General features: G+C 63.9%; 23 protein-coding genes and 1 pseudogene. 11 read left to right on the top strand and 13 right to left on the bottom strand.

Annotation, left to right across the window (positions count from 1 at the left end; all coding sequences use genetic code 11):
• The first annotated feature begins 347 nt into the window (after positions 1 to 347).
• Both X757_RS1000000166545 and X757_RS1000000169405 read left to right on the top strand, forming a co-directional pair.
• Positions 348 to 512: a DUF3309 family protein gene (locus tag X757_RS1000000166545; protein WP_023667887.1), complete on the top strand. Its 165-nt coding sequence runs from the start codon at positions 348 to 350 to the stop codon at positions 510 to 512.
• Positions 513 to 724: 212 nt separating this feature from the next.
• Positions 725 to 859 carry a hypothetical protein gene (locus X757_RS1000000169405; protein WP_023682661.1) on the top strand — a complete coding sequence of 45 codons (135 nt, stop codon included), beginning with the start codon at positions 725 to 727 and terminating at the stop codon, positions 857 to 859.
• Here X757_RS1000000169405 and X757_RS151115 read toward each other — a convergent pair.
• Together X757_RS151115 and X757_RS151120 are read right to left on the bottom strand one after the other, a co-directional pair.
• Complete coding sequence (locus X757_RS151115; protein ID WP_023726295.1) at positions 850 to 2,031, bottom strand: MFS transporter; 1,182 nt, start codon at positions 2,029 to 2,031, stop codon at positions 850 to 852. The two genes, X757_RS1000000169405 and X757_RS151115, sit on opposite strands and share 10 nt — an antisense overlap.
• 102 nt (positions 2,032 to 2,133) lie before the next feature.
• Positions 2,134 to 2,361 (bottom strand): DUF1127 domain-containing protein, encoded by a 228-nt coding sequence (locus X757_RS151120; protein WP_023735668.1) that lies wholly within the window; start codon positions 2,359 to 2,361, stop codon positions 2,134 to 2,136.
• 255 nt (positions 2,362 to 2,616) lie between these two features.
• Between X757_RS151120 and X757_RS151125 the strand changes: the two genes are divergently transcribed.
• On the top strand, positions 2,617 to 4,134 hold the full coding sequence (locus X757_RS151125; RefSeq protein WP_023726294.1) for a winged helix-turn-helix domain-containing protein: 1,518 nt from the start codon (positions 2,617 to 2,619) through the stop codon (positions 4,132 to 4,134).
• Positions 4,135 to 4,672: 538 nt separating this feature from the next.
• Complete coding sequence (locus tag X757_RS151130; RefSeq protein ID WP_023726293.1) at positions 4,673 to 6,169, top strand: aldehyde dehydrogenase; 1,497 nt, start codon at positions 4,673 to 4,675, stop codon at positions 6,167 to 6,169.
• A gap of 25 nt (positions 6,170 to 6,194) precedes the next feature.
• Here the strand turns inward: X757_RS151130 and doeB are convergent, their stop codons facing one another.
• From doeB to X757_RS151180, 10 genes are all read right to left on the bottom strand, one after another.
• Entirely contained in the window at positions 6,195 to 7,199 is a 1,005-nt protein-coding gene (gene doeB, locus X757_RS151135) for a N(2)-acetyl-L-2,4-diaminobutanoate deacetylase DoeB (protein WP_023667881.1), read from the bottom strand.
• A gap of 5 nt (positions 7,200 to 7,204) precedes the next feature.
• Complete coding sequence (gene doeA / locus X757_RS151140) at positions 7,205 to 8,383, bottom strand: ectoine hydrolase DoeA (protein WP_023726292.1); 1,179 nt, start codon at positions 8,381 to 8,383, stop codon at positions 7,205 to 7,207.
• Between the two features lie 129 nt (positions 8,384 to 8,512).
• Entirely contained in the window at positions 8,513 to 9,505 is a 993-nt protein-coding gene (locus X757_RS151145) for a cyclodeaminase (protein ID WP_023726291.1), read from the bottom strand.
• Positions 9,506 to 9,737: 232 nt separating this feature from the next.
• On the bottom strand, positions 9,738 to 10,724 hold the full coding sequence (eutB, locus tag X757_RS151150; protein WP_023710007.1) for a hydroxyectoine utilization dehydratase EutB: 987 nt from the start codon (positions 10,722 to 10,724) through the stop codon (positions 9,738 to 9,740).
• A gap of 5 nt (positions 10,725 to 10,729) precedes the next feature.
• Entirely contained in the window at positions 10,730 to 11,509 is a 780-nt protein-coding gene (gene eutA, locus X757_RS151155; protein ID WP_023710008.1) for an ectoine utilization protein EutA, read from the bottom strand.
• 8 nt (positions 11,510 to 11,517) lie between these two features.
• The gene (ehuD, locus tag X757_RS151160; protein ID WP_023686970.1) at positions 11,518 to 12,177 is read right to left on the bottom strand and encodes an ectoine/hydroxyectoine ABC transporter permease subunit EhuD; all 660 of its coding nucleotides are present in this window, start codon (positions 12,175 to 12,177) and stop codon (positions 11,518 to 11,520) included.
• A 34-nt stretch (positions 12,178 to 12,211) separates the two neighbouring features.
• Positions 12,212 to 12,871, bottom strand: coding sequence for an ectoine/hydroxyectoine ABC transporter permease subunit EhuC (gene ehuC / locus X757_RS151165; protein WP_023667875.1), 660 nt, complete (start codon positions 12,869 to 12,871; stop codon positions 12,212 to 12,214).
• Positions 12,872 to 13,077: 206 nt separating this feature from the next.
• Positions 13,078 to 13,929: an ectoine/hydroxyectoine ABC transporter substrate-binding protein EhuB gene (gene ehuB / locus X757_RS151170; protein ID WP_023686968.1), complete on the bottom strand. Its 852-nt coding sequence runs from the start codon at positions 13,927 to 13,929 to the stop codon at positions 13,078 to 13,080.
• Positions 13,930 to 13,992: 63 nt separating this feature from the next.
• The gene (ehuA, locus tag X757_RS151175; RefSeq protein WP_023667873.1) at positions 13,993 to 14,778 is read right to left on the bottom strand and encodes an ectoine/hydroxyectoine ABC transporter ATP-binding protein EhuA; all 786 of its coding nucleotides are present in this window, start codon (positions 14,776 to 14,778) and stop codon (positions 13,993 to 13,995) included.
• A 124-nt stretch (positions 14,779 to 14,902) separates the two neighbouring features.
• The gene (locus tag X757_RS151180; protein WP_023667872.1) at positions 14,903 to 16,288 is read right to left on the bottom strand and encodes a PLP-dependent aminotransferase family protein; all 1,386 of its coding nucleotides are present in this window, start codon (positions 16,286 to 16,288) and stop codon (positions 14,903 to 14,905) included.
• A gap of 83 nt (positions 16,289 to 16,371) precedes the next feature.
• Here X757_RS151180 and X757_RS151185 point away from each other — a divergent pair, with 83 nt between their 5' ends.
• The 4 genes and pseudogenes from X757_RS151185 (at position 16,372) to X757_RS151195 (ending at position 21,009) form a co-directional block, all read left to right on the top strand.
• On the top strand, positions 16,372 to 16,863 hold the full coding sequence (locus X757_RS151185) for an Lrp/AsnC family transcriptional regulator (protein WP_031251290.1): 492 nt from the start codon (positions 16,372 to 16,374) through the stop codon (positions 16,861 to 16,863).
• Between the two features lie 129 nt (positions 16,864 to 16,992).
• Positions 16,993 to 18,485 (top strand): annotated as a pseudogene (locus tag X757_RS01000000164790) (NAD-dependent succinate-semialdehyde dehydrogenase).
• Between the two features lie 32 nt (positions 18,486 to 18,517).
• Complete coding sequence (locus tag X757_RS151190) at positions 18,518 to 19,897, top strand: aspartate aminotransferase family protein (RefSeq protein ID WP_023726287.1); 1,380 nt, start codon at positions 18,518 to 18,520, stop codon at positions 19,895 to 19,897.
• Positions 19,898 to 19,905: 8 nt separating this feature from the next.
• Positions 19,906 to 21,009 (top strand): alcohol dehydrogenase family protein, encoded by a 1,104-nt coding sequence (locus X757_RS151195; protein ID WP_023726286.1) that lies wholly within the window; start codon positions 19,906 to 19,908, stop codon positions 21,007 to 21,009.
• Between the two features lie 12 nt (positions 21,010 to 21,021).
• On the opposite strand, the gene X757_RS1000000166535 is transcribed toward X757_RS151195, so the two are convergent.
• Positions 21,022 to 21,198, bottom strand: coding sequence for a hypothetical protein (locus X757_RS1000000166535; RefSeq protein WP_023692240.1), 177 nt, complete (start codon positions 21,196 to 21,198; stop codon positions 21,022 to 21,024).
• A 177-nt stretch (positions 21,199 to 21,375) separates the two neighbouring features.
• Between X757_RS1000000166535 and X757_RS151200 the strand changes: the two genes are divergently transcribed.
• The 3 genes from X757_RS151200 to X757_RS151210 are packed head-to-tail and all read left to right on the top strand — an operon-like array spanning position 21,376 to position 23,529.
• Positions 21,376 to 22,122 carry an amino acid ABC transporter permease gene (locus X757_RS151200; RefSeq protein WP_023726285.1) on the top strand — a complete coding sequence of 249 codons (747 nt, stop codon included), beginning with the start codon at positions 21,376 to 21,378 and terminating at the stop codon, positions 22,120 to 22,122.
• Positions 22,122 to 22,793 carry an amino acid ABC transporter permease gene (locus tag X757_RS151205; RefSeq protein WP_023692242.1) on the top strand — a complete coding sequence of 224 codons (672 nt, stop codon included), beginning with the start codon at positions 22,122 to 22,124 and terminating at the stop codon, positions 22,791 to 22,793. Before X757_RS151200 ends, X757_RS151205 begins: the two co-directional genes overlap by 1 nt.
• A 1-nt stretch (position 22,794) precedes the next feature.
• Positions 22,795 to 23,529: an amino acid ABC transporter ATP-binding protein gene (locus X757_RS151210; RefSeq protein WP_023692243.1), complete on the top strand. Its 735-nt coding sequence runs from the start codon at positions 22,795 to 22,797 to the stop codon at positions 23,527 to 23,529.
• Position 23,530: the final 1 nt, after the last annotated feature.

The raw sequence follows: 23,530 nt of genomic DNA, 5'->3' as shown, positions 1-23,530 counted from the left end.
CTGGAAATGGTGCGGGGCCAAAACTCGTCGTCGACCAATTCGGCTTTCAGATGCCGACACGTTTCATCTCGCCTTCCAGCGTAAGCCCGGCGTCACGCCTGCCGGCGCGTTCGGGTGGACGAGCCGCCGGTCGCCTTGAGGGCGATCCCGCCTAAATTCTGAATTCTACGCGCCGCCCAGCGCGCGCGATGGCACGCGCAGCTTGCGCCTGAACCTCAGCAAACGCCGTCATGATGGCTTTCGTTCCTTAGCCGTCGGATGAAAATCGCCGGGGAACAGGAAGGCTTGCTGGGAGTTTAGTTCTTCGAGCCGCGCCGTGAACGGCGCGGCAGCGAAGGAGACGGCATATGGGCCTGGGTACCATTCTTATTATCATCCTGATCATCGCGTTGCTCGGCGGCTTCAGCGGCCTCGGCGGCGGCCCGTTCTACGGCACTGGTTACTATGGCGGCGGTGGCCTCGGGCTGGTGCTGATCATCGTGATCATTCTGGTTGTTCTCGGGCGAATATAGCGTCGCCATTGGCGGCCGCCGAGTTTCTACGGCGGCCGCGTTTTCGCCTGACATCGAGGTTTGAAGACATGGCAGCTGAAGACATTGCTGGTCCGGACTGGGCCGGCGTCGGCGCGAGCGAGAGCGAACGCGACGAGCTGGGATATCCTAATGGTGGCACTATCCGAAGGCGGCGGGCGTAAGCTGCAGACCCCGACACCCGCCTGGCGGCCGTGGCGTTCATCGAGGCGGATCGGACGCTTCGAGAAACCCAGGACGGCGACGAGGCGGGTCCGGCCTTTCTCGCTATTGTCGACAAGGGCAGCATCGGCCTGAAGGCCGCAATGGCAGGCACGCCTTACGCCTGAACGCGGTCAACCCGCCGTAACTCCGCCAGCAGAAACACCACCAGCACGCAGCACAGCAGGCCAAGCGACAATGGCAGTCCCTGATGTCCGGTCAGTTGCATCGCCAGCCCGGCCACGGGTGAGCCGACGATGCCGCCTACCCCCCATACGAACGCGAAGGCGGCATTGCCGGCGATCAAGGCTTGACCGGTGAAACGCTCGCCGAGCTGGATCAGCGACAGCGTGTAGATCCCGAACGAGACCCCGCCCCAGACGAAGAAGAGCGGCCAGACAAGCCATGTAGCGAAGAGCAACGGCAACAGCAAACAACCGGCCAGGCAAGCCAGGACACAGAACAGCATCATCGGCTTCGAGCCAAACCGTTCGGCGGCGCGCCCAAGCACGACCTGCAGCACGGCATTGCCGGCGATGAAACAGGTGATGAGCGAAGCGATGCGCTGCTCAGTGCTGCCGAGCGCGGCACCATAGACCGCGAACAGCGAAAGCAGGACTTGCTCGAAGGCGGCAGCCGTGAAGACTGCGAACAAGAGCAGCGGCGCCAGCGCGAAGAAGCCGCCGACCGACACCGCTTCGCCCTCACGCGGCATGTCGGGCAGGCGTGGCGCGACGGCAAGCACGATCAGGCCGCAGACAAGGAAGGCCGCGCTGCCGATGATGAAGGGTGGCCATCCTTGCGTGCCGACCAAGCCTAGCGACAGCGGGCCGAGGCCAAAGCCGGCGGAAACGATGGAGGAGTATAGGCCCATGATGCGGCCTCGGCGTGCGGCGGGTGTGATCGAGACCAGCCAGGTTTCACTGATCACGTAAAGCGGATTGGCAAAGAAGCCGAGCAGGAAGCGCAACGGCATCCAGGCCCATACATCCTGCGTCCAGGCAATCGCGATCAGGACGGTTGCTGCCAGGATCGAACACACAACCGCAAAGCGCGCCGCGCCCACCCGCCGGACCAGCGCCGGCGTGAAGAGCGACGATATAATGAAACCCAGAGGCGTCATCGCGGCCGAGAGGCCGATGAGGCCCGGTGTCGTCCCTTGCCGTTCCAGGATGAAGCTGAGCAGCGGATACGTCAGCCCCTGTGCTATGGCGAACACCGTAACTGTCGCGATGATGCCGGCCATCGCGGCCCATTCGATGTGGTTCTCCGGCGGTGACGTCGCGTCTTCGGCGCTCATGCCGACTTCGAAGCAGGATCGGCACGTTCCGGCAAGTGCAAATGCCGGCAAAACGCCGCGGTACGCCCAAACAGGCGGGCGGGTCTTATCCGCGACATCAGCTCACACTTGCCAGAAGCGTTTGACGATTTCGGCCTCGAGCTGGCGTCTGGTCAGACCGATATCGTCGATCAGGTGCGGATTGGCCTCCGCCATCTGCTTGAGGTCCCAGCGAAAGCGTATCCGCTCGCGCCAGGCCGCGATCATGCCCCGCGGGCCCGTCGGACGCCGGCCCGATGACACCGCCTTTTCCGGCAAGGCTGCACGAGCAGAAGCAAGGGTATCGTTCATGGCAACCTCCATTCGGTTTGAGGAGCGACAGCCCTCGGCTTGCAAGAGGTTGAACTCTGCCGCATGCGGACGGCGCCGTAATTAAGCCCGGCCAAATAGTTCTCAAAAGTTCCAAACCGGCTAGAGCACCTCGCCGTTTCATGGAAACGGCGAGGTGCTCAACTCTTTGTTTTGACGCCATACGTCCGTGAAGCGCTCCGCCGCGCTTTCCCGTGGGAAAACCGCCTTCACACCTTTCCTGGAATCGCTCTATAGATGCGCGTTATGCAGGGATCGCGCTTTGCCTTTGGTCCGTTCGTGCTTGATCCGGGTGCGGGAACGCTCCTTCGGGACCAAGTTCCCGTAGCCGCCGGCCACCGCGGACTGCAGCTGCTGGCGGCGCTCGTCGCCCGGCCCGGCGAGATCGTGGCCAAGGCCGAGTTGATGGATGCGGCATGGCCAGGCACCGCCGTTGAGGAAGGCAACCTCACCGTCCAGATTGCGCAATTGCGCAAGCTGCTGGGTCCGGCCACGAACGGCGGAGAATGGATATCGACCGTTCCGCGCGTCGGCTATCGCTTCACCGGCGCCATCGAACAGCTCGGCGACGAGAAGCGACAGGCTTTGCCGCTGCCCGCCAAACCGTCGATAGCCGTGCTGCCCTTTGCCAATTTCAGCAACGACCCCGAGCAGGAAGCCTTCGCCGACGGGTTGACCGAAGACCTGATCACCGACCTGTCGAGGATTGGCGGCCTGTTCGTCATCGCGCGCAACTCGACCTTTGCCTACAAGGGCAAGGCGGTGGATGTGCGCGAGGTCGCCAGGGAACTTGGCGTGCGCTATCTCTTGGAGGGCAGCGCCAGACGCGCCGCCGGGCGCGTGCGCATCAACGCCCAGCTGGTCGACGCGCTGAGCGGCGAGCATTTGTGGGCAGACCGCTTCGATCGCGGCCTGGAAGATATTTTTGCCGTTCAGGACGAGGTGACGGCCAAGATCGTCGAGGCGCTGCTTGGCCGGCTGCGCGCGCCGCTGCCGCGCAACCGGCCCCGAAATCTCGAGGCCTACGATCTGTGCGTGCGAGCCCGCAACCTGATCGACGTCTCGCCGGAGACGGCGCGCGAAGCGCATCTGTTGCTGACGCGCGCGCTTGCGCTCGATCCGGACTATGCCGAAGCCTATCGCTGGCTTGCCATGAACCACTGGATGGGATGGGTGCATTGGGGAGAGCCCATTGAGCCTGCCCGCGGCCTTGCCCTGGAACTGGCGCGCAAGGCTGTGGCGATCGATCCCAACGATGCCGGCTGCCACTGGGTGCTTGCTAACCTGCTTGCCTATGAGCGCAGATTCGACGAAGCGGATGTGGGATTTGCCAAGGCGTTCGAACTCGACCCGAACGAGGCCGATGCCTGGGCGACATTGTCCGACATCGCGGTCCTGGCCGGGCGCGTCGAGGACGGCCTCGACTATATCAGCAAGGCGTTCCGGCTGAACCCGTTTCCGGCAAGCTGGTACTACCTGACGCTCGGCCAGGCGCAATATGCGGCGCGCGACTATGAAGCCGCGGTCGAGACGACGCGCCGGGACGAGACGTATCGGACAAGCTCGCGCCGTTTCCTTGCGGCAAGCCTTGCGCAACTCGGCCGGATCGATGAGGCGCGCGCCGAGGTCGACCTGTTCCTTGTCGCGAACCCACATTTCACCACCCGCCACTGGGTCGAGACGGAGCCGTTCCGCGACACGGCCACGCTCGACCATTTCGTCGATGGCTTCCGAAAGGCCGGCCTTCCGGAGTGACGGACCGGCGTGCTCGATCGATGCCAGGCACCGTCGGTTGCGGCTCAATCTGTCAATGTTTGCAAGTCGCGAGGCCGCTCGACCGATCTTGCTTCCGCGTGCAGTCATCCAACAGCGATTGCAGCGAAGCGGCGCGCGAAACCTCTGTCACGGTGAAGCCGGCTGGAACGGCCACGATCGATCCGGCCACGGGTGAGCGCTGGGTGGCGGCTGGCGACTGCCTGATTGCGCTCTCGTCTGCAATGCCGGCATCGCGGTCGCCGTGGGCAATGATCGGCTTGCCTCGTTGAGCTTTCAGCGACGCGCTCCGACAACTCGCGATGATTTTTTTCTAGATGCCGGTGATTTTCTAGATGCCGTTTGTCGAAGCATGATCTTTTCCGAAAACCGTTTCCCACTTTCTGGATCACGCTCTAGCGGCTCACGTGATCGGAAGTCACGCGCACAACCTGATTATCTGAGCGCCCTTTAGCTTTCCTTGTTTGTTTGAGGCCGGCGGCGGGAGTAATAGTCGCCACGGAATTGCGAGGAGGAAAAGATGACGCTGAACTTCGACCCGAAGGCGAAGGCCACGGCGTTGTACCATGGCGAATTCCGACCGATGTTCATTGGCGGCAGGTGGGTCGCGGCGCAGTCCGGCCAGGGCATGCAGGCACTCAATCCGGCAACAGGCGAGGTGCTGGCGACAGTGCCGCGCGGCGGGGCTGCCGATATCGACTCGGCGGTGGCCGCCGCGCGCGCGGCCTTCGAAGGCCCATGGTCCAAATTCTCGCCCTACGAGCGGCAGTGCGTGCTGCTCAGGATCGCCGATCTGTTCGAGACGCATTGGGAAGAGCTCAGCGTTTCCGACACGCTCGATATGGGACTGCCGATCACGCGCACGCTCGCCAACCGGCGCCGCGTCATCGGCATGCTGCGCTTCTATGCGGGCATGGCGACGGCGCTGCATGGCGAGGCGATCGACAATTCGATTCCCGGCGAGATCGTCACCTTCACCCGGCGCGAGCCGGTGGGCGTCGTTGGTGCGATCATTCCCTGGAACGCGCCGACCGCCGCCTCGATCTGGAAGATCGCGCCGGCGCTGGCGACAGGCTGCACCATCGTGCTGAAACCGTCCGAGGATGCGTCGCTGACGCCGCTGCTGATCGCGCAACTGATGCAGGAAGCCGGCGTGCCCGACGGCGTCGTCAACGTCGTCACCGGCACCGGGGCCGAAGCCGGTGCGCGGCTCGCCGAACATCCAGACGTCAACAAGATCGTTTTCACCGGATCGACGCTGACCGGCCAGGCCATCGCGCGGGCAGCCGTGGCCAACCTCAAGCGCGTTTCGCTGGAACTCGGCGGCAAGTCGCCGATCATCGTCTGCCGCGACGCCGACATCGACAAGGCTGTTCCGATCGCGGCGATGGCGGTGTTCGTGCATTCGGGCCAGATCTGCATTGCCGGCTCGCGGCTGTTCGTGGCGCGCGAAATCCATGACGAGTTCGTCCGCCGGCTCGCCGATTTCGCCGGCAGACTGCGGATCGGCCATGGCATCGAGGCAGAGACGGAAATCGGACCGCTCATCAATGCCAGGCAGGCAGCCAAGGTGGAGGGCTATATCAGGGCCGGCAGCGACGAAGGCGCCGAACTGGTCGCCGGCGGCTCGCGGCTGACCGGCGAGCTCTACGATGGCGGCAACTTCATTGCGCCGACGGTCTTCGGCGCCGTGTCGGACCAGATGACCATCGCGCGCGAGGAGATTTTCGGCCCGGTCATTTCGGCGATGCCCTTCGACACGCTCGACGAAGCGGTGGCGCGTGCCAATGCGACGCCCTATGGCCTTGCCGCCGGCATCTTCACGACACATCTGGGCACCGCGCACAAGCTTGCGCGCCGCGTCAAGGCCGGCTCGGTCTGGGTCAACATGTACCATGCCATCGACCCGGCGGTGCCGTTCGGCGGCACGAAGATGTCGGGTTATGGCCGCGAGGGCGGCATCGAGCATCTGCACGAGTATCTGGAGACCAAGTCGGTCTGGATCCAGACCGACTGATATTCGCGCGGCGTACTCTGCGAAATCACGATGAAACCACAACGGCCAGGACGGCGGCGCAGTCACCGGCTTTGACCAGGCCGGGGAAATGCCGCGCCGCCAGAATGCCGGACATTTTTGCCCGGATTTCCTGCGGAGCGATGCCGGTGCGGCCGGTGGAATGGATGCGCCCCAGCACCGAGCCTTCTTTCACAGGCTCGCCGAGATCGACCATGGTTTCGATCATGCCGTCGTCCTCGGCGAAGGAGAAGCAATCGCCTGACGGCATGTCGAGCCACTGCGTCGGGCTCTTCTCTACTGCACCGGCGACAATGCCGGCATGACGCAGCACATTGCTGATGCCGCGCCGCGCAATCCGCACCGTCTGTGCGCGCGAGGTGCCGCCGCCGCCAAGCTCGGTGCTGACGAAGACCTTGCCCATTTCCTCCGCCGCCGTGTCGTACATGCCGACGGAGTCGATCTCGATCATGCGCATGGAGAACGGAGCCGCGAATGCGGCGACCGCGTCGAAGGCTTTCTGCTCCAGTGCCTTGTCGGGCACCGTGTGCGCGGCACAGAAGGGCACGAAATCCAGCGTCCTGCCGCCGGAGTGGAAATCGAAGACGAGGTCGGCGCGCGGCAGCAGTTCGCGTTGAAAGTAGTCGGCGATCTTCTCGGTCACCGTGCCGTCGGGGCGGCCGGGAAAGCTGCGGTTCATATTGCCCTTGTCGATCGGCGACGTCCGCGTGCCGGCGCGGAAGGCCGGATAGTTCATCGCCGGCACAATGATCACCGTGCCGCTGACCTGTTTGGGATCGAGCGTGCGGGCAAGATCGTAGAGCGCCAGCGGCCCCTCATACTCGTCGCCATGGTTGCCGCCGGTGAGCAGCGCGGCCGGCCCCTTGCCGTTGCGGATGACGCAGATCGGGATCATCACCGAACCCCAGGCCGAGTCGTCGCGGCTGTAGGGCAGGCGCAGGAAACCATGTTGCACGCCGTCCTTGTCGAAATCGACGGTCGGCGCGATCGGAGATGGGCGGAGGCTAGGCATCGGGCTCAATTCTTCACCACCAGTTTGCGCGGTACATTGGCGAGGCACTCTACACCGGTTTCGGTGATCAGGATGGATTCGGTGATTTCCAGTCCCATCGTCTCCAGCCACAGACCGGTCATGAAATGGAAGGTCATGCCGGGCTTGAGTTCGGTGCGGTCGCCGGGGCGCAGGCTCATGGTGCGTTCGCCCCAATCCGGCGGATAGGACAGGCCGATCGAGTAGCCTGTGCGGTTGTCCTTGACGATGCCGTATTTCTTCAACACGGCGAAAAAGGCGTTGGCGATGTCCTCACAGGCATTGCCGGGCTTTGCCGCCGCAAGCCCCGCCTCCATGCCTTCCAGCGTCGCCTTCTCGGCATCGAGGAATTCCTGCGTCGGCTTGCCGAGAAAGACGGTGCGCGACAGCGGGCAATGGTAGCGGTTGTAGCAGCCGGCGATCTCGAAGAAGGTGCCCTCGCCCGACTTCATCGGCTGGTCGTCCCAGGTGAGATGTGGCGCCGAGGCGTCGGCGCCCGACGGCAGCAGCGGCACGATCGCCGGATAGTCGCCGCCGATGCCGTCGACGCCGCGCGTGCCGGCATCGTAGATCTCGGCGACCAGATCGCATTTGCGCATGCCGACCTGGATCTTGTCGACGATGCGCTGGTGCATGGCTTCGACGATGCGGGCCGCCTTGCGCATATAGTCGATTTCAGTCGGGCTCTTCACCGCGCGCTGCCAGTTGACCAGCGCTGTCGCGTCGACGAAGCGGGCGTTGGGCAGGTGCTTCTGCAACGCGGCGAAGGCGGCAGCCGAGAACCAGTAATTGTCCATCTCGACGCCGATGGTCAGCTTGCCCCAGCCGCGATCACTAAGCACGCTGGCCAAAAAATCCATCGGGTGGCGCTCGGTCGACTGCACGTAGTGGTCGGCATAGCCGACGATGTTGTCATGCGCGAGATAGGCGGTGCGCTTGGCGCCATTGGCATCCTGGCCGCGGCCGTACCAGACCGGCTCGCCCGATGGGGGCACAATCACCGCCTGATGCACATAGAACGACCAGCCATCATAGCCGGTCAGCCAGGCCATGTTGGATGGGTCGCTGACAACAAGCAGATCGACGCCTTTCCCCTCCATGGCTTTTCGCGTCTTGGCGAGGCGATCCGCAAATTCGCCACGCGAGAATTTTAGGTTCGGCTGCATTGTTCTTGGTCCTCGTTTGTTGGGCCTGGAGCCTGTTTCAACTTTGTTGGAAACAGGCTCGTCGTTCTTGTTTGAACGTGATCTCTGGGAAAAACCGGGTTGCACTTCCGGATCACGCTTTGGCCAGCATCAGCTTTCAAAAATGGTTCCGGCATTGGCCGCCCGCGCCCGGTTGCGAGCGAGCGTGGCGATCGCCGTATCCTGCACGCCGGTGCCGGTGAGGTCGGCAATGGTGATATCGCTGGGTGAGCGCCTTCCGTGCCGTTCGCCGGCGATGATCTGGCCGAGTTCGGTGACCGCGGCATCGGCTCCCATCACGCCCGATGCGATGGCGTGATGCAGTTCTCCCAGACGCCGTGTCTGCTTGGCGCTGTCGGCGACATAGAGATCGGCCATGCGCAGGATCGCCGGCGCGATCTCGTTCTTGTGTTCGGCATCCGAGCCCATGGCGGTGATGTGCTGCCCGGCAACGACAAAGCCGGCCTTGATCAGCGGCTCGGTCGACGGCGTGGTGGTGACGATGATGTCGGCGCCGATGGTTGCTTTGGCTGCATCCGGCTCGGCGCGCACGAGAATGCCGAGCTTTTCGCGCAGCGCGCCTGCGGCCGTCTGCGCCTTGACCGCATCGCGCGCCCAGATACGTGCCTCGGCGATCGGCCGCACCAACATGAGTGCTTCGAGTTGCAGCCCGGCTTGCACGCCGGCGCCGAAGATTGCGGCGACGGACGAATCCGGCCGCGACAGATGCTTCGCCGCGACGGCGCCGGCAGCAGCGGTGCGGACATCTGTGAGATAGCCATTGTCCAGCAGCAGCGCCTCGACCACACCGGTTCTTGCCGAGAGCAACACCATCATGCCGCCCCCGCTGGGCAGACCGAGCTTCGGATTATCGAAGAAGCCGGAGCTTATCTTGACGGCGAAACCGTCTATTCCAGGCACATAGGCGGACTTCACATCCACCTCGCCGCGCTGCTCGTGAATGTCCAACCGCAGAATCGGCGGCATCGCCACCGGCAATGTGGCGAGCGCGCGGAAAGCGTTTTCGACGCAGGCGACCGCGTCGAGATCGAGCGGCACGATTGTGCGCAGTTCCTTCTCGGTGAGGATGGTCATCGGACTCATGTGTCGCGCTCCGTACTAGCGCGCACCACGAAGGATAGTGTTCCGTCACACCCCCCTCTGGCCTGCCGGCCATCTCCCCCGCAAGGGGGGAGATTGGACTGCACTCCTGCCTTCTCCAATCTCCAGCGCAGCAAGAATAGCGACCGCATCGAAGCTGCCGATCTCCCCCCTTGCGGGGGAGATGTCCGGCAGGACAGAGGGGGGTGGGCGGGAATTCGGCGTGGGAGAGTTTTCATGCCGCGCGCTCCGCGATTGCGTCACCGCAGACGATCTTGCGATGCGTGTTCATGTCGATATTGCGGCCCGAGAGAAGAACGACCACCGGCCCGGTCGCCCTGACCTTGCCGGCGAGTAGCGCAGCGATGCCGACCGCTCCGGCGCCTTCGACGATCTCGCGCTCCTGTTCATAGGCATGGCGGATGCCGGCGGCGATCTCGTCCTCGCTGAGCAGGATGACGTCGTCGAGCAGATCGCGGCACATGGCGAAGGTCAGCCGGTTGCCGAGACCGATGCCGCCGCCGAGCGAATCCGCCAGCGTCGGCAGTTCTTCCACCTCGACCGGGCGACCGGCATCCAGGCTCGCCTTCATCGCAGCACCACGCGCCATCGAAACGCCGATGATTTTTGTCCCGGGGCTGACGCCCTTGACGGCGGCGGCGATGCCCGAGGCGAGTCCACCACCGGAGAGTTGCACCAGGACGAGAGCGGCATCCGGGACCTGCTCGATCATCTCCAGTCCGAGCGTGCCTTGCCCGGCGATGATGGCCGGGTGGTCGAAGGGCGGCAGCATCACCAGTCCCTCCTGCGCCACCAGCCGTTCGACCTCCTGCTGCGCCTCGTCCTGACTGTTGCCGATGATGCGGACATCCGCGCCAAGCCGACGGATTTCGTCGAGCTTGTTGCCCGGCACCAGTCGCGACATGCAGATCACCGCACGCATGCCTTCGAGCTTCGCAGCATGGGCCAGCGCACGGCCATGATTGCCGGTCGACGCCGCGACCACGCCGCGCGCCTTCTCCTCGGCGCTCAGCGAAGCAACGGCATTCGAGGCGCCGCGCAGCTTGAAGCTGCCGGTGGTCTGGCGGTGTTCAAGCTTGAGGTGGACGGGGATGCCCAGTCGTTCGGAAAGGCTGTGAGATAACCCTGTCGGCGTGCGTTCGATTTTGCCGGCAATTCGCTCCCGGGCGGCACGAATATCGTTAAGGGTGACTGTCGTCATGATCGTCAATCGCGCGGCAAAGGCAGCGTCATCAGACGGCCAAATTCGGGATGCGACGTCCCGTCGCCACACAACCGCAAACAATTCCAGGCGCTGGCCTGATTGCTGGTGACGACCGGGCGGTCGATCGCCTGTTCCATGCCGGGAACCGCGAGCGCTCCGCGCAATGCGGTGCAGGACACGAACAGTGCATCGGCCTCAGCGTGTGTCGCCTCTCGTGCGAGATCGACAATCGCTGCCGGCGCAATGCGCGCCATCTCGCGATCGTCCTCGAAGCCGAGACAGGTGAAGCTGACGATCTCGAAGCCGCGCTCGGCGAAGTAAGCTGCCATCGGCCTGGAGGTTTCGACGGTGTAGGGGGTGAGGATGCTGATCTTTTTCGCGCCCAGCGCCTGCAGCCCGCGCACGCCGGCCATCGGCGGCGTGACGACGGGAACACCCGGCTTGGCAGACTGGATCGCGGCCTCGATTTCAGCGTCGCCAATCACCACCGAGGCCGAGGTGCAGGAGTAGCAGATCGCGTCGAGCGGCTCATCGGGCAGGATGAGGGCAGCACCCGCCGCCAGCTCGGGCTGCATCTTGCGGAGATTCTCGGGCGTGGTTGGATTCTTGTAGGGAATGCGCGCGACATAGACGCCGACCCGCTCGCTCGCCACCATGCGGCGAAAGTCCGGCTCGCTGGTGTGGTCGGTGGCAAGGATGATCAGGCCGACGCGCTTTTCCAGCGGACGCGCGTCGAGCGCCGGCCTTGTCGGCATCAGCCTGATCTCGGGCAGCGGTTTCATCTTGAGAATTACCTTTCGATCTTGCCGTAGCGATGTTCCAGCCAGCGCAGCAGCACGACCGAGAAGAGGCTGATAACGAGGAAGAAAGCGCCGACCAGCGTGATCGGCTCAATGTAGCGGTAGTAGGTGTTGGCGACGCTCTTGGCCTGGTTCATCAGCTCCAGCACGGTGATCGCCGATAGGAGCGGCGTCTCCTTGAACATGGCGATGAAATAATTGGCCAAAGCCGGGATCATCGGTGGGATCGCTTGCGGAATGATGATGTTGGTCCAGGTCTGCGTGGCGCTCAGATTGCAGGCCTTGGCCGCCTCCCACTGGCCGCGCGGCACGTTGTCGATGCCGGCGCGATAGACTTCCGCCGTGTAGGTGCCGTAGTGCAGGCCGAGCCCGATGACGCCGGCGACCAGCGGCGGCAACAGGATGCCGAAATCCGGCAGGACATAGAAGATGAAATAAAGTTGCACCAGAAGTGGCGTGCCGCGGATGAATTCGGCCGCCCAGCCGACGGTGCGCGACAGGACCTTGTTGGGCGAGCGTCGCGCCAGCGCGATGCCCAGACCCACGATAGCGGCCAGCACGGAGCCGAGCAGCGTTGCCAGGATGGTGATCTTCACGCCCTGGATCAGCGTCGGCAGGATCTCCCAGACGAAGTTCCAATCCCAATCCATCAGGAGGCCCAATTTATCAGAAGGGCATTGGCCATCAGACGCGCACCCCGTCGAGGCCGCGCGCCATGCGGCGTTCCAGAGAACGCACGCCCCAGGAGATGATCAGCGCCAGGGCGAAATAGATGATCAGGATGGTGGTGAACGGCGCCAGCGTGTTGCCGGTCTGCGAGCGCACGACCTGCGCCTGAAAGGTGAGATCGGCGAGCGAGATCAGCGACACCACGGAGGTCGCCTTGAGCAGTTCGATGGCATTGTTGCCGAAGGTCGGCAGCATGACCAGTAGCGCCTGCGGCAGGATGACATGGCGCATACCTTGCCAGCGGCCGAGGTTGAGCGCGATGCAGGCTTCATATTGTTCGCGGCCGACCGACTGGATGGCGCCGCGTACCACCTCGGCCGCATAGGCGCCGACATTGAGGCCCAGCGCCAGCACACCCGCCTGCAGCGGGGTCAGTTCGAGGCCGATCAACGGCAACACGAAATAGGCAAAGAACAGCTGCACGAAGATCGAGGTGCCGCGGAAGAATTCTATATAGGCGGTGGCCAGCCAGCGCAGCGCAAAGAAGCGCGACACGCGGCCCATGCCGGCGAGGAAGGCCATGATCAGGGCGAGCACCGACCCCATCAGCGTCAGCTCGATGGTGACAAGCGCTCCCTGCAATATCAGGCCGAGGTAGCCGGACCACTGGGTCATTCGGGTTCCAACGTTGGCGGTTAGCTTCCTTCTCCCCGTTCACGGAGAGAAGATGCCAGTCCACCCTCCGAAGCTGCAGCGCAGCTGCTGCGGAGGACGGGCAGGCAGATGAGGGGCAGCGCTAAATTCTCAGAACCTGGCGCCGCCCCTCATCCGGCCCTTCGGGCCACCTTCTCCCCGTGAACAGGGAGAAGGCAAAAACGGCGCTATTTCGCCGCGCAGAGCTTGTCCCGCGTGGTCGACATCGCGGCTGCGGCCGAGAAGCCGTAGGGCTCGATGATCTTGGCGAACTCGCCGGATTTCTTCAGCTTGGCGAGCTCGACATCGAAGGCATCGCGCAGGGCCTCATCGCCTTTCTTGAAGGCGGCGCCGTCGCAATAGACCGGCGCGCCGACCACCGGGGCGATGACTTCGAGGTTCGGATCGTTGGCTTTCTTGACGAGGTCGTTGATCGACAGGACGGGAAGCGAATAGGCATCGATGCGACCGTCCTGCAGCATCTTCAGGCCGCTCTGGCCGTCCGGCACGACGATGACGCGCTCGCGCGGCACGCCGGCGTTGAGCGCCAGCTTCTCCTCGGTGCCGCCGCCCGGCGCGCCGATGGTGGCCGACGTGTCCTTGGCGACGTCCTCGTAGCTCTTGAAGCCCTTCGGATTGCCCTTCTTCACCAGCATCGCCTCGGCGTCGCACAGCACCGGCTCGGAATAGACGACCGCCGCGCAACGCTCCGGCTTCATGAACAGGCCGGCGGTGACGACGTCGAAGCGGCCGGCCTGCAGGCCGGGAATCATCGCGCCATACTCCGAAATGGAAGCGACGATGTCGGCAACACCGAGGCGCTTGAAGACCTCGCGCGCCACGTCGGGCGCCGCACCCGAAACCTTGCCGTCGGCAGCGACCGCAGTATAGGGCGGCTCGTTGGCGATGGCGACGCGGGCAAAGCCCTGTGCCTTCAATTGCTCGAGCTTGCCGTCATCGGCCGAACCGGTGCTCGACGCGGCGAGCACCGCCGTCAGTGCGAGACCGGCGACGCCGGCCAGAATGCCAAGTTTCTTCATTGTTCCCAACTCCTTGTTGTCTTCTTGGTTTTGTCTGGGGCGGTCTTCCGCCCCGCAAAGCGGTCAGACACGATGTCCGGCCGCGATGATCTTCTTCAGGAAGCCTTGCGTGCGCTCCTGCTTTGGATGGCGGAAAATCTCGTCTGGTTTGCCCTCTTCGACGATCTTGCCGCGGTCGAAGAACAGCACGCGGTCGGCGAAGTCGTGGGCAAAGCCCATCTCGTGGGTGACCAGCAGCATGGTCATGTCGGTCTCTGCGGCGAGCTTGCGCATGACATTCATCACCTCCTCGACCAGCTCCGGATCGAGGGCCGACGTCACCTCGTCGAACAGCATGATCTTCGGCGACAATGCCAGCGCACGGGCAATCGCCACGCGCTGCTTCTGGCCGCCGGACAGCTGCGCCGGCATCGACTTCGCCTTGTCGGCCATGCCGACCATGTCGAGCAGTTCCATGGCCCGCTTTTCAGCGGCGGCGCGAGGCGTGCCCTTGGTCAGCATCGGCGCCAGCGTGACGTTATCCATGACACATTTGTGCGGAAACAGATTGAACAGCTGGAAGACCATGCCGATCTTCTGCCGCATCTTGGTCAGGTGCCGCTCGTCGGCGGGCAGCAGCTGGCCGTTGCGCTCCATGTGGTAGAGCTGCTCGCCATCGATCTGGATATGGCCGCCGTCGATCTTCTCCAGCGTCATCAGGATGCGCAGGATCGTCGTCTTGCCCGAGCCGGACGGGCCGATCAGCGCCAGCTTCTCGCCGGGCATGACCTGCATCGACAGGCCGTCCAGCACCTTGAACGAGCCGAAGCTCTTCGAAATGGCGTCGACCTTGATGATGGGTGTGGACAAATGAATTTCCCCTGCTGGAGAAGCCTGTGCCCTTAACGATGGGGAACGCGCCAAATCATGTCAATTGGGAAAATAAAATTATGACAATATTTCCGGCGCTGCATGATTTCAGGGCAATTTCCGCTCAGATAGCGAGCAGCAGATGCTCCGGATCGCCAAGCAGCAGCTTGGTGACAACGCCTAAGCCGGCGCGCAGTTCCCCCTCGGTGGTCGAGCCTAGCGAGATGCGCACCGCCGGGTGCCAAGGCGTATCCGAAATGCGAAAAGAGGTGCCGGGCGCTATTGCCACGCCTTGCAAACGGGCTTGGGCGACAAAACTCTCCTCGGCGCGGTCGGGTGGCAGCTGCAGCCAGACATGCAGCCCGTCGCGCCTGGCGCGGTAGTCGACCCCGGCCAGCACCTCGGCGGCGATATCCTGGCGGCGGCGTAAGGCCGTGCGCTGCCAGCGGACGAGTTCCATCGCGGTGCCGTCGGTCACCCATTTGGTGGCGATCTCGGCCACCAGCGGCGTCGCCATCCAGTTCGACACTAGATGCCGGTTGGCCACCGCCGCGACGTAGCGATCCGGCGCTGCGAGATAGCCGATGCGCAGGCCAGGTACGGTGATCTTGGTGAAGGACGTGACGTAGAGCGTGCGCTCCGGTGCAAAGGCCGCGACAGGCGGCGGCCGGTCCTCCACCAAGGGACCCAGCACATCGTTCTCGATGATGGCGATGTCGTGCTTGCGCGCGACCGCGGCGATCTCTTCGCGCCGTCTGGCGTCCATCAGCGTCGCCGTCGGGTTGATCACCGAGGGCTGCACGAATACCGCGCGAATGTCGGTGAGCCGGCAGGCCTCGTCCAGCGCCTCGGGGATCAAGCCATTGCCGTCGATCGGCAGCCCTTCGAGGTTGAAGCCGAGATAGCGCGCCAGCGGCACCAGCGTGTGGTGGCCGATAGCCTCGGTGGCGACAGTCGATCCCGGCGGCGCAACGCTCATCAGCGCCACGGTCATCCCGGCGGTCGCGCCATTGGTCAGGCTGATATTCTGTGCGGAGGTGTCGAGCCCACACAGTTTCAGCCATTCGACAGCCACCGCGCGGTGACGCGGGAACACCATGTTGGGCCGGAACGACAACGCAGAACTGGATGGCAGGTTTTCGGCCAGCCAGCCCAGCGCCTGCTTCAGTCGCTCCAAATGCATCGGCTCGCAGACCGGCTTCAGGATTGACAGATCGATGACCTCGCCGAGGCGCTCCGGCAGATAGGGCGGCTCCGGGTCGCGGCGCTGCGTCTGGACAAAGCTGCCACGGCCGATCTCGCCCGAAATCAGGCCGCGCCGGATCAGTTCTTCGTAGGCGCGGCTGACCGTCTGCACCGACAGTTTCAGATCGTCTGCCAGCCTTCGATGCGTTGGAAGCCGCGCGCCGTTGGCCAGCCGCCCGTCATGAATGGCGCGCGCGAACTGGTCGGCCAGCGATTGATAGGCTGGCCGGCGGAGGAGCGTGGGGTCGGGTTGCCATAATGTCATGACTTATTAGAGATCGAAATCAGTGCAATTGACAATCGAAATAATGCGCCGTCATGGTGATGCCGACAAAAAAGCGGACGCCGATGACATCAGCGAAACTCGACGCGATCGACCTCAGGATACTCGACGTCATCCAGCGCGAAGGGCGCATCACCAAGCTGGCGCTGGCCGAACAGGTCGGGCTGTCGCCGACGCCGTGCTGGATGCGGTTGCGCAAGCTGGAGAAGGCCGGCATCGTCTCGGGCTATCACGCAAGGATCGCCATGCGCGTCGTGGCGCCGGTCGCCACCGTGTTGATGGAGGTGACGCTGGCCAGCCATCGCCAGGCCGATTTCGACCGCTTCGAACGCGTCATCCGCGACATCCCCGAAATCGTCGCCTGCTGGTCGGTGGGCGGCGGCGTCGACTATGTGGTCAAGGTGATGACGCGCGACATCGACGCCTATCAGCGGCTGGTCGACGACCTGCTGGAGCGCGAGATCGGCATCGACCGCTACTTCACCTACATCGTCACCAAGACGGTGAAGGACGAAATCGTGCTGCCGATAGCCGATCTGCTGCCGGCGTCGGCATAAGCCCGGAGAGAATGTCTGTCGGGACGGCACAATAGAGAGAGTCTCTCTCCTTCAGGGCGTCGAAACAGTCTCTCTGTCTGCATGTGACGGATAGTCTTCCCGCATCGTCCGAACCGGGAGGCCTCGACCATGTCCGCGCATTTTGCCCGCTCGCATCGCCATGAGGCGCTCGACCGCCTCTCCGACCGCCGGCTGCTGCGCGAGCTTGCCTATGTCGATGGGCATTGGACCGCGAGCGAAGCGGCCGAAAGCTTTGAAGTCACCGATCCGGCCACAGGCGCGACGGTCGCGTTTGTCGCCGCGCTCGATGCGCAGCAAACGACAAGGGCAATCGGTGCCGCCGCGCGTGCCTTCCCGGCTTGGCGGTCACTGCTGCCGCAGGAGCGGTCCAGAATTCTGCGAAAATGGTTCGAGCTGATCGTTGCAGCCAAGGATGATCTGGCCCTGCTGATGACACTGGAACAGGGCAAGCCGCTGCAGGAATCGTTTGGCGAAATCGACTACGCCGCCTCCTTCGTCGAGTGGTATGCCGAAGAGGCAAAGCGCCTCAACGCCGAGAGCGTCACCAGCCATCTGCCCAAAGCGGAAATGATGGTGCGACGAGAGCCGCTCGGCGTTGTCGGCGTCGTCACGCCCTGGAATTTTCCGGCGGCGATGCTGACCCGCAAGGCGGCGGCCGCCCTTGCCGCCGGCTGCACCATCGTCGCGCATCCTTCATCCGAGACGCCGCTGTCGGCGCTGGCGCTGGCGGAACTTGGCGAGCGCGCCGGCATCCCCGCCGGTGTCTTCAACGTCATCACCGGAAAGGCTGCAACCATCGTCGGCCGCATGTGCGAAGACCGCGCGTTCGCGCCATAAGCTTCACCGGCTCGACCGAGATCGGCCGGCTGATCGCGGCGCAAAGCGCGCCGACGATGAAGCGGCTGGTGATGGAGCTTGGGGGCCACGCGCCGCTGATCGTCTTTGCCGATACCGATCTGGACAAGGCGGTGAGCATCGCCATCGATGCCAAATTCGCCACCTCCGGCCAGGACTGCCTCGCCGCCAACCGCATCTACGTCCAGCGCCCGATCTACGATCGCTTCTGCGCCGCTTTTGCCAGGCGTATCGAGGCGCTGCGCACCGGCAACGGCCTTACCGACAAGATCGACATCGGGCCGCTGATGCATGAGCGTGCCGTCGCAAAGGTCGAAGAGCAGGTCGCCGATGCCATCGCTCGTGGCGCGCGCTGTCTCACCGGCGGCAAGCGGCATCAGGCCGGGCCGCTGTTCTACCAGCCGACGCTGCTGGCCGATGTCAGCGACGAAGCGCTGATCATGCGCGAGGAGACCTTTGGGCCGGTCGCCGCCGTCACGCCGTTCGACAGTGAGGACGAAGTGATCGCCCGTGCCAACGCCACAGAATATGGCCTGGTTGCCTATGTCGTTACCGAGAACGGCGCCCGCCAGCAGCGCCTGGGCCGCGCGCTCGACTACGGCATGGTCGCTATCAACCGCGTCAAGATCACCGGCGCGCCGATCCCATTCGGCGGCGTCAAGCAATCCGGCATCGGCCGCGAAGGCTCGCGCCATGGGCTCGAAGCTTTCGCCGATCTGAAGTACCTCTGCCTGGACGTCGCATAAGTCCGTCCGGCCATCTCTCAAGGAGTCAAAAAATGCTCGACCAATCCAACGAACTCAATGCCTGGGATCGCGACCATTTCTTCCATCCTTCGACCCATATGGGCACGCATGCGCGGGGTGAATCGCCGACCCGCATCATGGCCGGCGGCGAAGGCGTCACCGTCTGGGACAACAATGGCAGGAAGAGCATCGATGCCTTTGCCGGTCTCTATTGCGTCAATGTCGGCTATGGCCGCCAGAAGATCGCCGACGCGATCGCCACCCAGGCGAAGAACCTCGCCTACTACCACGCCTATGTCGGCCACGGGACCGAGGCCTCGATCACGCTGGCCAAGATGATCATCGACCGCGCGCCGAAGGGCATGTCGAGGGTCTATTTCGGCCTCTCGGGTTCGGATGCCAACGAGACCAACATCAAGCTGATCTGGTACTACAACAATGTGCTGGGACGGCCGGAGAAGAAGAAGATCATCTCGCGCTGGCGCGGCTATCACGGCTCGGGCGTGATGACGGGATCACTGACCGGGCTCGACCTGTTCCACAACGCTTTCGACCTGCCGCGCGCGCCGGTCCTGCACACGGAGGCGCCCTATTATTTCCGCCGCGCCGACCGCTCGATGAGCGAGGAGCAGTTCTCGCAGCATTGCGCCGACAAGCTTGAAGAGATGATCCTGGCCGAAGGTCCCGAAACCGTCGCCGCCTTCATCGGCGAGCCGATCCTCGGTACTGGCGGCATCGTGCCGCCGCCGGCCGGCTACTGGGAGAAGATCCAGGCGGTGCTGAAGAAGTATGACGTGCTGCTGGTCGCCGACGAGGTGGTGACGGGCTTCGGCCGTCTGGGCACCATGTTCGGCTCCGACCATTACGGCATCAAGCCGGACCTCATCACCATCGCAAAGGGGCTGACCTCGGCCTATGCGCCGCTGTCGGGTGTCATCGTTGCCGACAAGATGTGGCAGGTGCTGGTGCAGGGCTCCGACAAGCTCGGTTCGCTCGGCCATGGCTGGACCTATGCCGCGCATCCGATCTGCGTCGCCGCAGGTGTCGCCAATCTCGAACTGATCGACGAACTGGACCTGGTAACGAACGCCGGTGAGACCGGCGCTTATTTCCGCGCCGAACTGACCAAGGCTGTCGGCGGGCACAGACACGTCGGCGACGTGCGCGGCGATGGCATGCTGGCGGCGGTCGAATTTGTCGCCGACAAGGACGACCGGGTGTTCTTCGACGCCTCGCTCAAGATCGGGCCGCAAGTGGCGACAGCACTTGCCGCCAGCGGCGTCATCGGCCGCGCCATGCCGCAGGGCGACATACTAGGCTTCGCGCCGCCGCTCTGCCTGACGCGTGAGGAAGCCGACATCGTCGTTTCGAAAACCGCCGATGCCGTCAACAGCGTGTTTTCCAATCTCTGAGATCGACCATGAATGCCATGACCAAGACCCTCCCCGCCACCATGGCCGCCGTGCTGCTCACCGGGCATGGCGGACCGGAAAAGCTCGTCTATCGCAGCGATGTGAAAGTGCCTGTGCCTGCCGCCGGCGAGGTGCTGGTTAAGGTCAGCGCTTGCGGTATGAACAACACCGATGTCTGGGTACGCCAGGGCGCCTATGGCACGGAGGAGGACGCTGCCGCCGTGTCGACGTGGCGGCGGCAAGGCAACACGCTTACCTTCCCGCGCATCCAGGGCACCGACACGGTCGGCACCATCGCTGCCGTCGGCGAAGGCGTTTCCCCGGGCCGTATCGGCGAACGGGTAATGGTCGATTTTTCGATCTACAACCGCGACGACGATTCCCTCGCCGACATTGACTATATGGGCCACGGTCGCGACGGCGGGTACGCCGAGTACCAGACGGTGCCGGGCGAGAATGCGCATTTCGTCGATACTGACATGAGCGACGTCGAACTCGCCACCTTCTGCTGCGCCTACCTCACCGGCGAACAGATGCTGGAGCGCGCCGGGCTGAAAGCCGGCGAACGCGTGCTGGTCACCGGCGCCTCAGGCGGCGTCGGTTCCGGCATCGTGCAGCTGGCGCGGGCGCGCGGCGCCATTCCCTATGCGGTCGTCGGCAAGGGCAAGGAGCAGGCGGTGCGCGACATCGGCGCCGAAGCGGTCATTACCCGTGGGGTTGCCGATCTTCCCGCCGCCGTGAATGAAGCCACTGGCGACCAGCCGATCGATGTGGTCGCTGATCTCGTCGGCGGCGCGATCTTCAACGACCTGCTGCGCATCCTGCGACCTGAAGGCCGCTACACCACCGCCGGCGCCATCGCCGGCCCGGTCGTGCAGCTCGATCTCAGGACCATGTATCTCAAGCAGCTGCAACTGCACGGATCGAGCCAGGGCACGCGCGCCGACTTCCGCCGCATCATTGGATACATCGAAGCGAAGAAAATCCGGCCGCTGGTCGGCGGCGTCTACAGGCTCTCCGATTTTCACAAGGCGCAGGCAGACTTTGTTGCCAAGGACTTCGTCGGCAAGCTGGTGGTTGTGCCGGACGCCATGTGGAACATCCGCGCATAACGGCTCCCAACGTCAGAGCGCGTCGTAAACGGCATCAATCAACACCTTGCGGCGTGGATCGACGTCGTCGAAACCCAGCATGCGGTTGGTGACGTAGCCGAATCCGACACCGGCGCCGGGATCGGCAAAATCGAGGGCGCCGCCCCCAGCCGCCATGGCCGAGGGATTGCGGCGACGCGCGGCTGGCATAGGCGGCGTCCTCGAGCTGAAAGCCGGCGGCGAATTGCCGGCGCTTGAGACATAGCGCGCATGAGGCGAACCGGAATCATCGCAACGAATGCAAGCCACAGGCGGCAACCAGACCCTGCATCTTGACAGACGAGGCGAAAGCCAAAAGAGTGAAACCGGTTTCACTGGGGACCGCCGGTGCATTTCGATCTGTCCATTCTGCTCCCGCATCTGGGTTTTCTGGCGCGCGGCGCCGAACTTACGGCGGCGGCTTGCGCGCTGTCGCTGGTGGGAAGCGTCGTCATGGGCGCGTTGGTGGCGATCGCACGCACCTCCGCCTCGGCACTGCTTCGACGGATCGCCTTCGTCTACGTCGATCTCTTCCGCAATGTGCCGTTCATCGTCCAGCTGTTCTTCTTCTATTACGGCCTGCCCGAGCTCGGCATTTACATCGACGCCTTNAATGTGCCGTTCATCGTCCAGCTGTTCTTCTTCTATTACGGCCTGCCCGAGCTCGGCATTTACATCGACGCCTTCACCACCGGCGTCGTGGCGCTTTCCATTGCCGGCGGCGCCTATGCCTCCGACATCATTCGAGCCGGCATCCTCGCCATCGACCAGGGCATCATCGACGCCGCTGAAGTGAGCGGCCTGTCCAGGCGCAAGGTCTTTACCCGCATCGTGCTGCCGATTGCGCTGCGCACCTCCGTGCGACCGCTCGGATCCGTGCTCATCAACATGATCCTTACGTCCTCGATCCTCTCGACCATCACGCTCAACGAGCTCACCGGCTCAGCCCAGATCGTGGTCTCGCAGACCTATCGGCCCTTAGAGGTCTATGTGGTGCTGCTCTGTGCCTATGCGGCCCTGACTTATCTGGTTTCGCTGGGCGTCACCCTGCTCCACCGCCATCTCAATCGGGACATGATGGAGGCGGTCGGCTGATGCGGTTCAGCGATTTCACCTCCTACGACCTGATCCTGCTGGCGCAAGGTCTCGGCACCAACGTCGCGCTGTTTCTCGTCACCTCTCTGATCGGACTGCTGATTGGCCTGAGCTGGGCGTTGGTGCGGTTCTACCGTGTGCCGGTTCTGGCCCAGGTCGTCACCTTCCTGTCGGAGCTGTTGAAGAACTCGCCGGTGTTGGTGCAGCTGTTCCTGGTGTTCTTCGGCCTGCCGGCGCTGTTGCATATAAGGGTGACGCCGGTCACCGCAGCGACCATCACTCTGTCGGCGAACACCGCGGCATTCGTCTATGTCATCGCGGTCTCGGCGATCGAGTCGATCGAACGCGAGCAGGTCGAGGCCGCGCGTGTCTTCGGCCTGACCCGGTGGCAGGTCCTGCGCCATATCGTTTCGCCCCAGGCTGCCGCCTTCGCGGTCGGCCCGCTCGTCGCGCTGCTGGTCAACCAGCTTCAGGTGACGTCGCTGATTTCTGTCATCGGCGTCGTCGACCTGACCAAGATTGGCCACATCCTCAACATGCGAACCTTGAAGCCGTTCGCGGTCTGGACCGTCGTCGGGCTGCTCTACTATGGCGCGGCAAAGCTGGTCGCCCTGCTTGGCGAGCGTCTTGAAAACCGCCTGCGGGCGCACAGCGCCTGGCGGGGGCTTTAACATGCTCAAGATCGAAAACGTGCACAAAGCGTTCGGCGAGGTCACTGTGCTGGACGGCGTCGACCTGACGATCGCGCCCGGCGAAGTGGTCTCGATCCTCGGGTCGTCGGGGTCCGGCAAGTCGACACTGATCCGTTGCATCAACGGCCTCGAAAAGCTGAAGTCGGGCCGCATCACGGTCGACGATTTCGATGTCAGCAAGCCGAAGGAGCTGGCCGAGGCGCGCAAGCGCTCAAGCACCGTCTTCCAGCTGTTCAACCTCTATCCGCATATGAGCGCGCTTCAGAACATTACGCTCGCCCCGATCGAGGTGCTGAAGATGCCGCGCCCTGAGGCCGAGGCGCTGGCGCGCAAGCTGCTCGAGTCCGTCGGCCTCGCCGATCGGGCCAACGCCTACCCGGCGCAGTTGTCGGGCGGGCAGCGCCAGCGTGTCGGCATCTGCCGGGCGCTCGCCATGCAGCCGCGCTATCTGCTGCTCGATGAAGTGACCAGCGCGCTCGACCCGGAAATGACTTCCGAGGTGCTGGCCATCCTGGCAAAGCTCGCCGCGCAAGGCACGACGATGCTGTTCGTCACCCACGAGATCGAATTCGCGCGCGAGATTTCCAACCGCATCGTCTTCCTCGACAAGGGCAGGCTGGTGGTCGATCTGCCGACGGATCGTTTCTTCGCCGCGGACGGCGGCCGGGCGCAGCCGCGGGTTGCGCAGTTTCTCTCCAAGATGCGCAAGGACTAGG

The sequence above is a fragment of the Mesorhizobium sp. LSHC412B00 genome, assembly GCF_000503035.1.
Classification (GTDB): Bacteria; Pseudomonadota; Alphaproteobacteria; order Rhizobiales; family Rhizobiaceae; genus Mesorhizobium.
Note: the sequence above shows the minus strand (reverse complement) of the source record. Positions and strands in the feature narration are given on the sequence as shown.

Bases quoted from the DNA above. Each gene is read 5' to 3' on its own strand.
- X757_RS151130 (WP_023726293.1), top strand. From the start codon at position 4,673: ATGACGCTGAACTTCGACCCGAAGGCGAAGGCCACGGCGTTGTACCAT.
- ehuC (WP_023667875.1), bottom strand. From the start codon at position 12,871: ATGACCCAGTGGTCCGGCTACCTCGGCCTGATATTGCAGGGAGCGCTT.
- X757_RS151190 (WP_023726287.1), top strand. From the start codon at position 18,518: ATGCTCGACCAATCCAACGAACTCAATGCCTGGGATCGCGACCATTTC.
- X757_RS151145 (WP_023726291.1), bottom strand. From the start codon at position 9,505: ATGAGTCCGATGACCATCCTCACCGAGAAGGAACTGCGCACAATCGTG.
- X757_RS151205 (WP_023692242.1), top strand. From the start codon at position 22,122: ATGCGGTTCAGCGATTTCACCTCCTACGACCTGATCCTGCTGGCGCAA.
- X757_RS151210 (WP_023692243.1), top strand. From the start codon at position 22,795: ATGCTCAAGATCGAAAACGTGCACAAAGCGTTCGGCGAGGTCACTGTG.
- X757_RS1000000166545 (WP_023667887.1), top strand. From the start codon at position 348: ATGGGCCTGGGTACCATTCTTATTATCATCCTGATCATCGCGTTGCTC.
- X757_RS151125 (WP_023726294.1), top strand. From the start codon at position 2,617: ATGCGCGTTATGCAGGGATCGCGCTTTGCCTTTGGTCCGTTCGTGCTT.
- doeA (WP_023726292.1), bottom strand. From the start codon at position 8,383: ATGCAGCCGAACCTAAAATTCTCGCGTGGCGAATTTGCGGATCGCCTC.
- X757_RS1000000166535 (WP_023692240.1), bottom strand. From the start codon at position 21,198: ATGCCAGCCGCGCGTCGCCGCAATCCCTCGGCCATGGCGGCTGGGGGC.
- X757_RS151195 (WP_023726286.1), top strand. From the start codon at position 19,906: ATGAATGCCATGACCAAGACCCTCCCCGCCACCATGGCCGCCGTGCTG.
- eutA (WP_023710008.1), bottom strand. From the start codon at position 11,509: ATGAAACCGCTGCCCGAGATCAGGCTGATGCCGACAAGGCCGGCGCTC.
- X757_RS151120 (WP_023735668.1), bottom strand. From the start codon at position 2,361: ATGAACGATACCCTTGCTTCTGCTCGTGCAGCCTTGCCGGAAAAGGCG.
- X757_RS151180 (WP_023667872.1), bottom strand. From the start codon at position 16,288: ATGACATTATGGCAACCCGACCCCACGCTCCTCCGCCGGCCAGCCTAT.
- eutB (WP_023710007.1), bottom strand. From the start codon at position 10,724: ATGACGACAGTCACCCTTAACGATATTCGTGCCGCCCGGGAGCGAATT.
- ehuB (WP_023686968.1), bottom strand. From the start codon at position 13,929: ATGAAGAAACTTGGCATTCTGGCCGGCGTCGCCGGTCTCGCACTGACG.
- doeB (WP_023667881.1), bottom strand. From the start codon at position 7,199: ATGCCTAGCCTCCGCCCATCTCCGATCGCGCCGACCGTCGATTTCGAC.
- X757_RS151115 (WP_023726295.1), bottom strand. From the start codon at position 2,031: ATGAGCGCCGAAGACGCGACGTCACCGCCGGAGAACCACATCGAATGG.
- ehuD (WP_023686970.1), bottom strand. From the start codon at position 12,177: ATGGATTGGGATTGGAACTTCGTCTGGGAGATCCTGCCGACGCTGATC.
- X757_RS151185 (WP_031251290.1), top strand. From the start codon at position 16,372: ATGACATCAGCGAAACTCGACGCGATCGACCTCAGGATACTCGACGTC.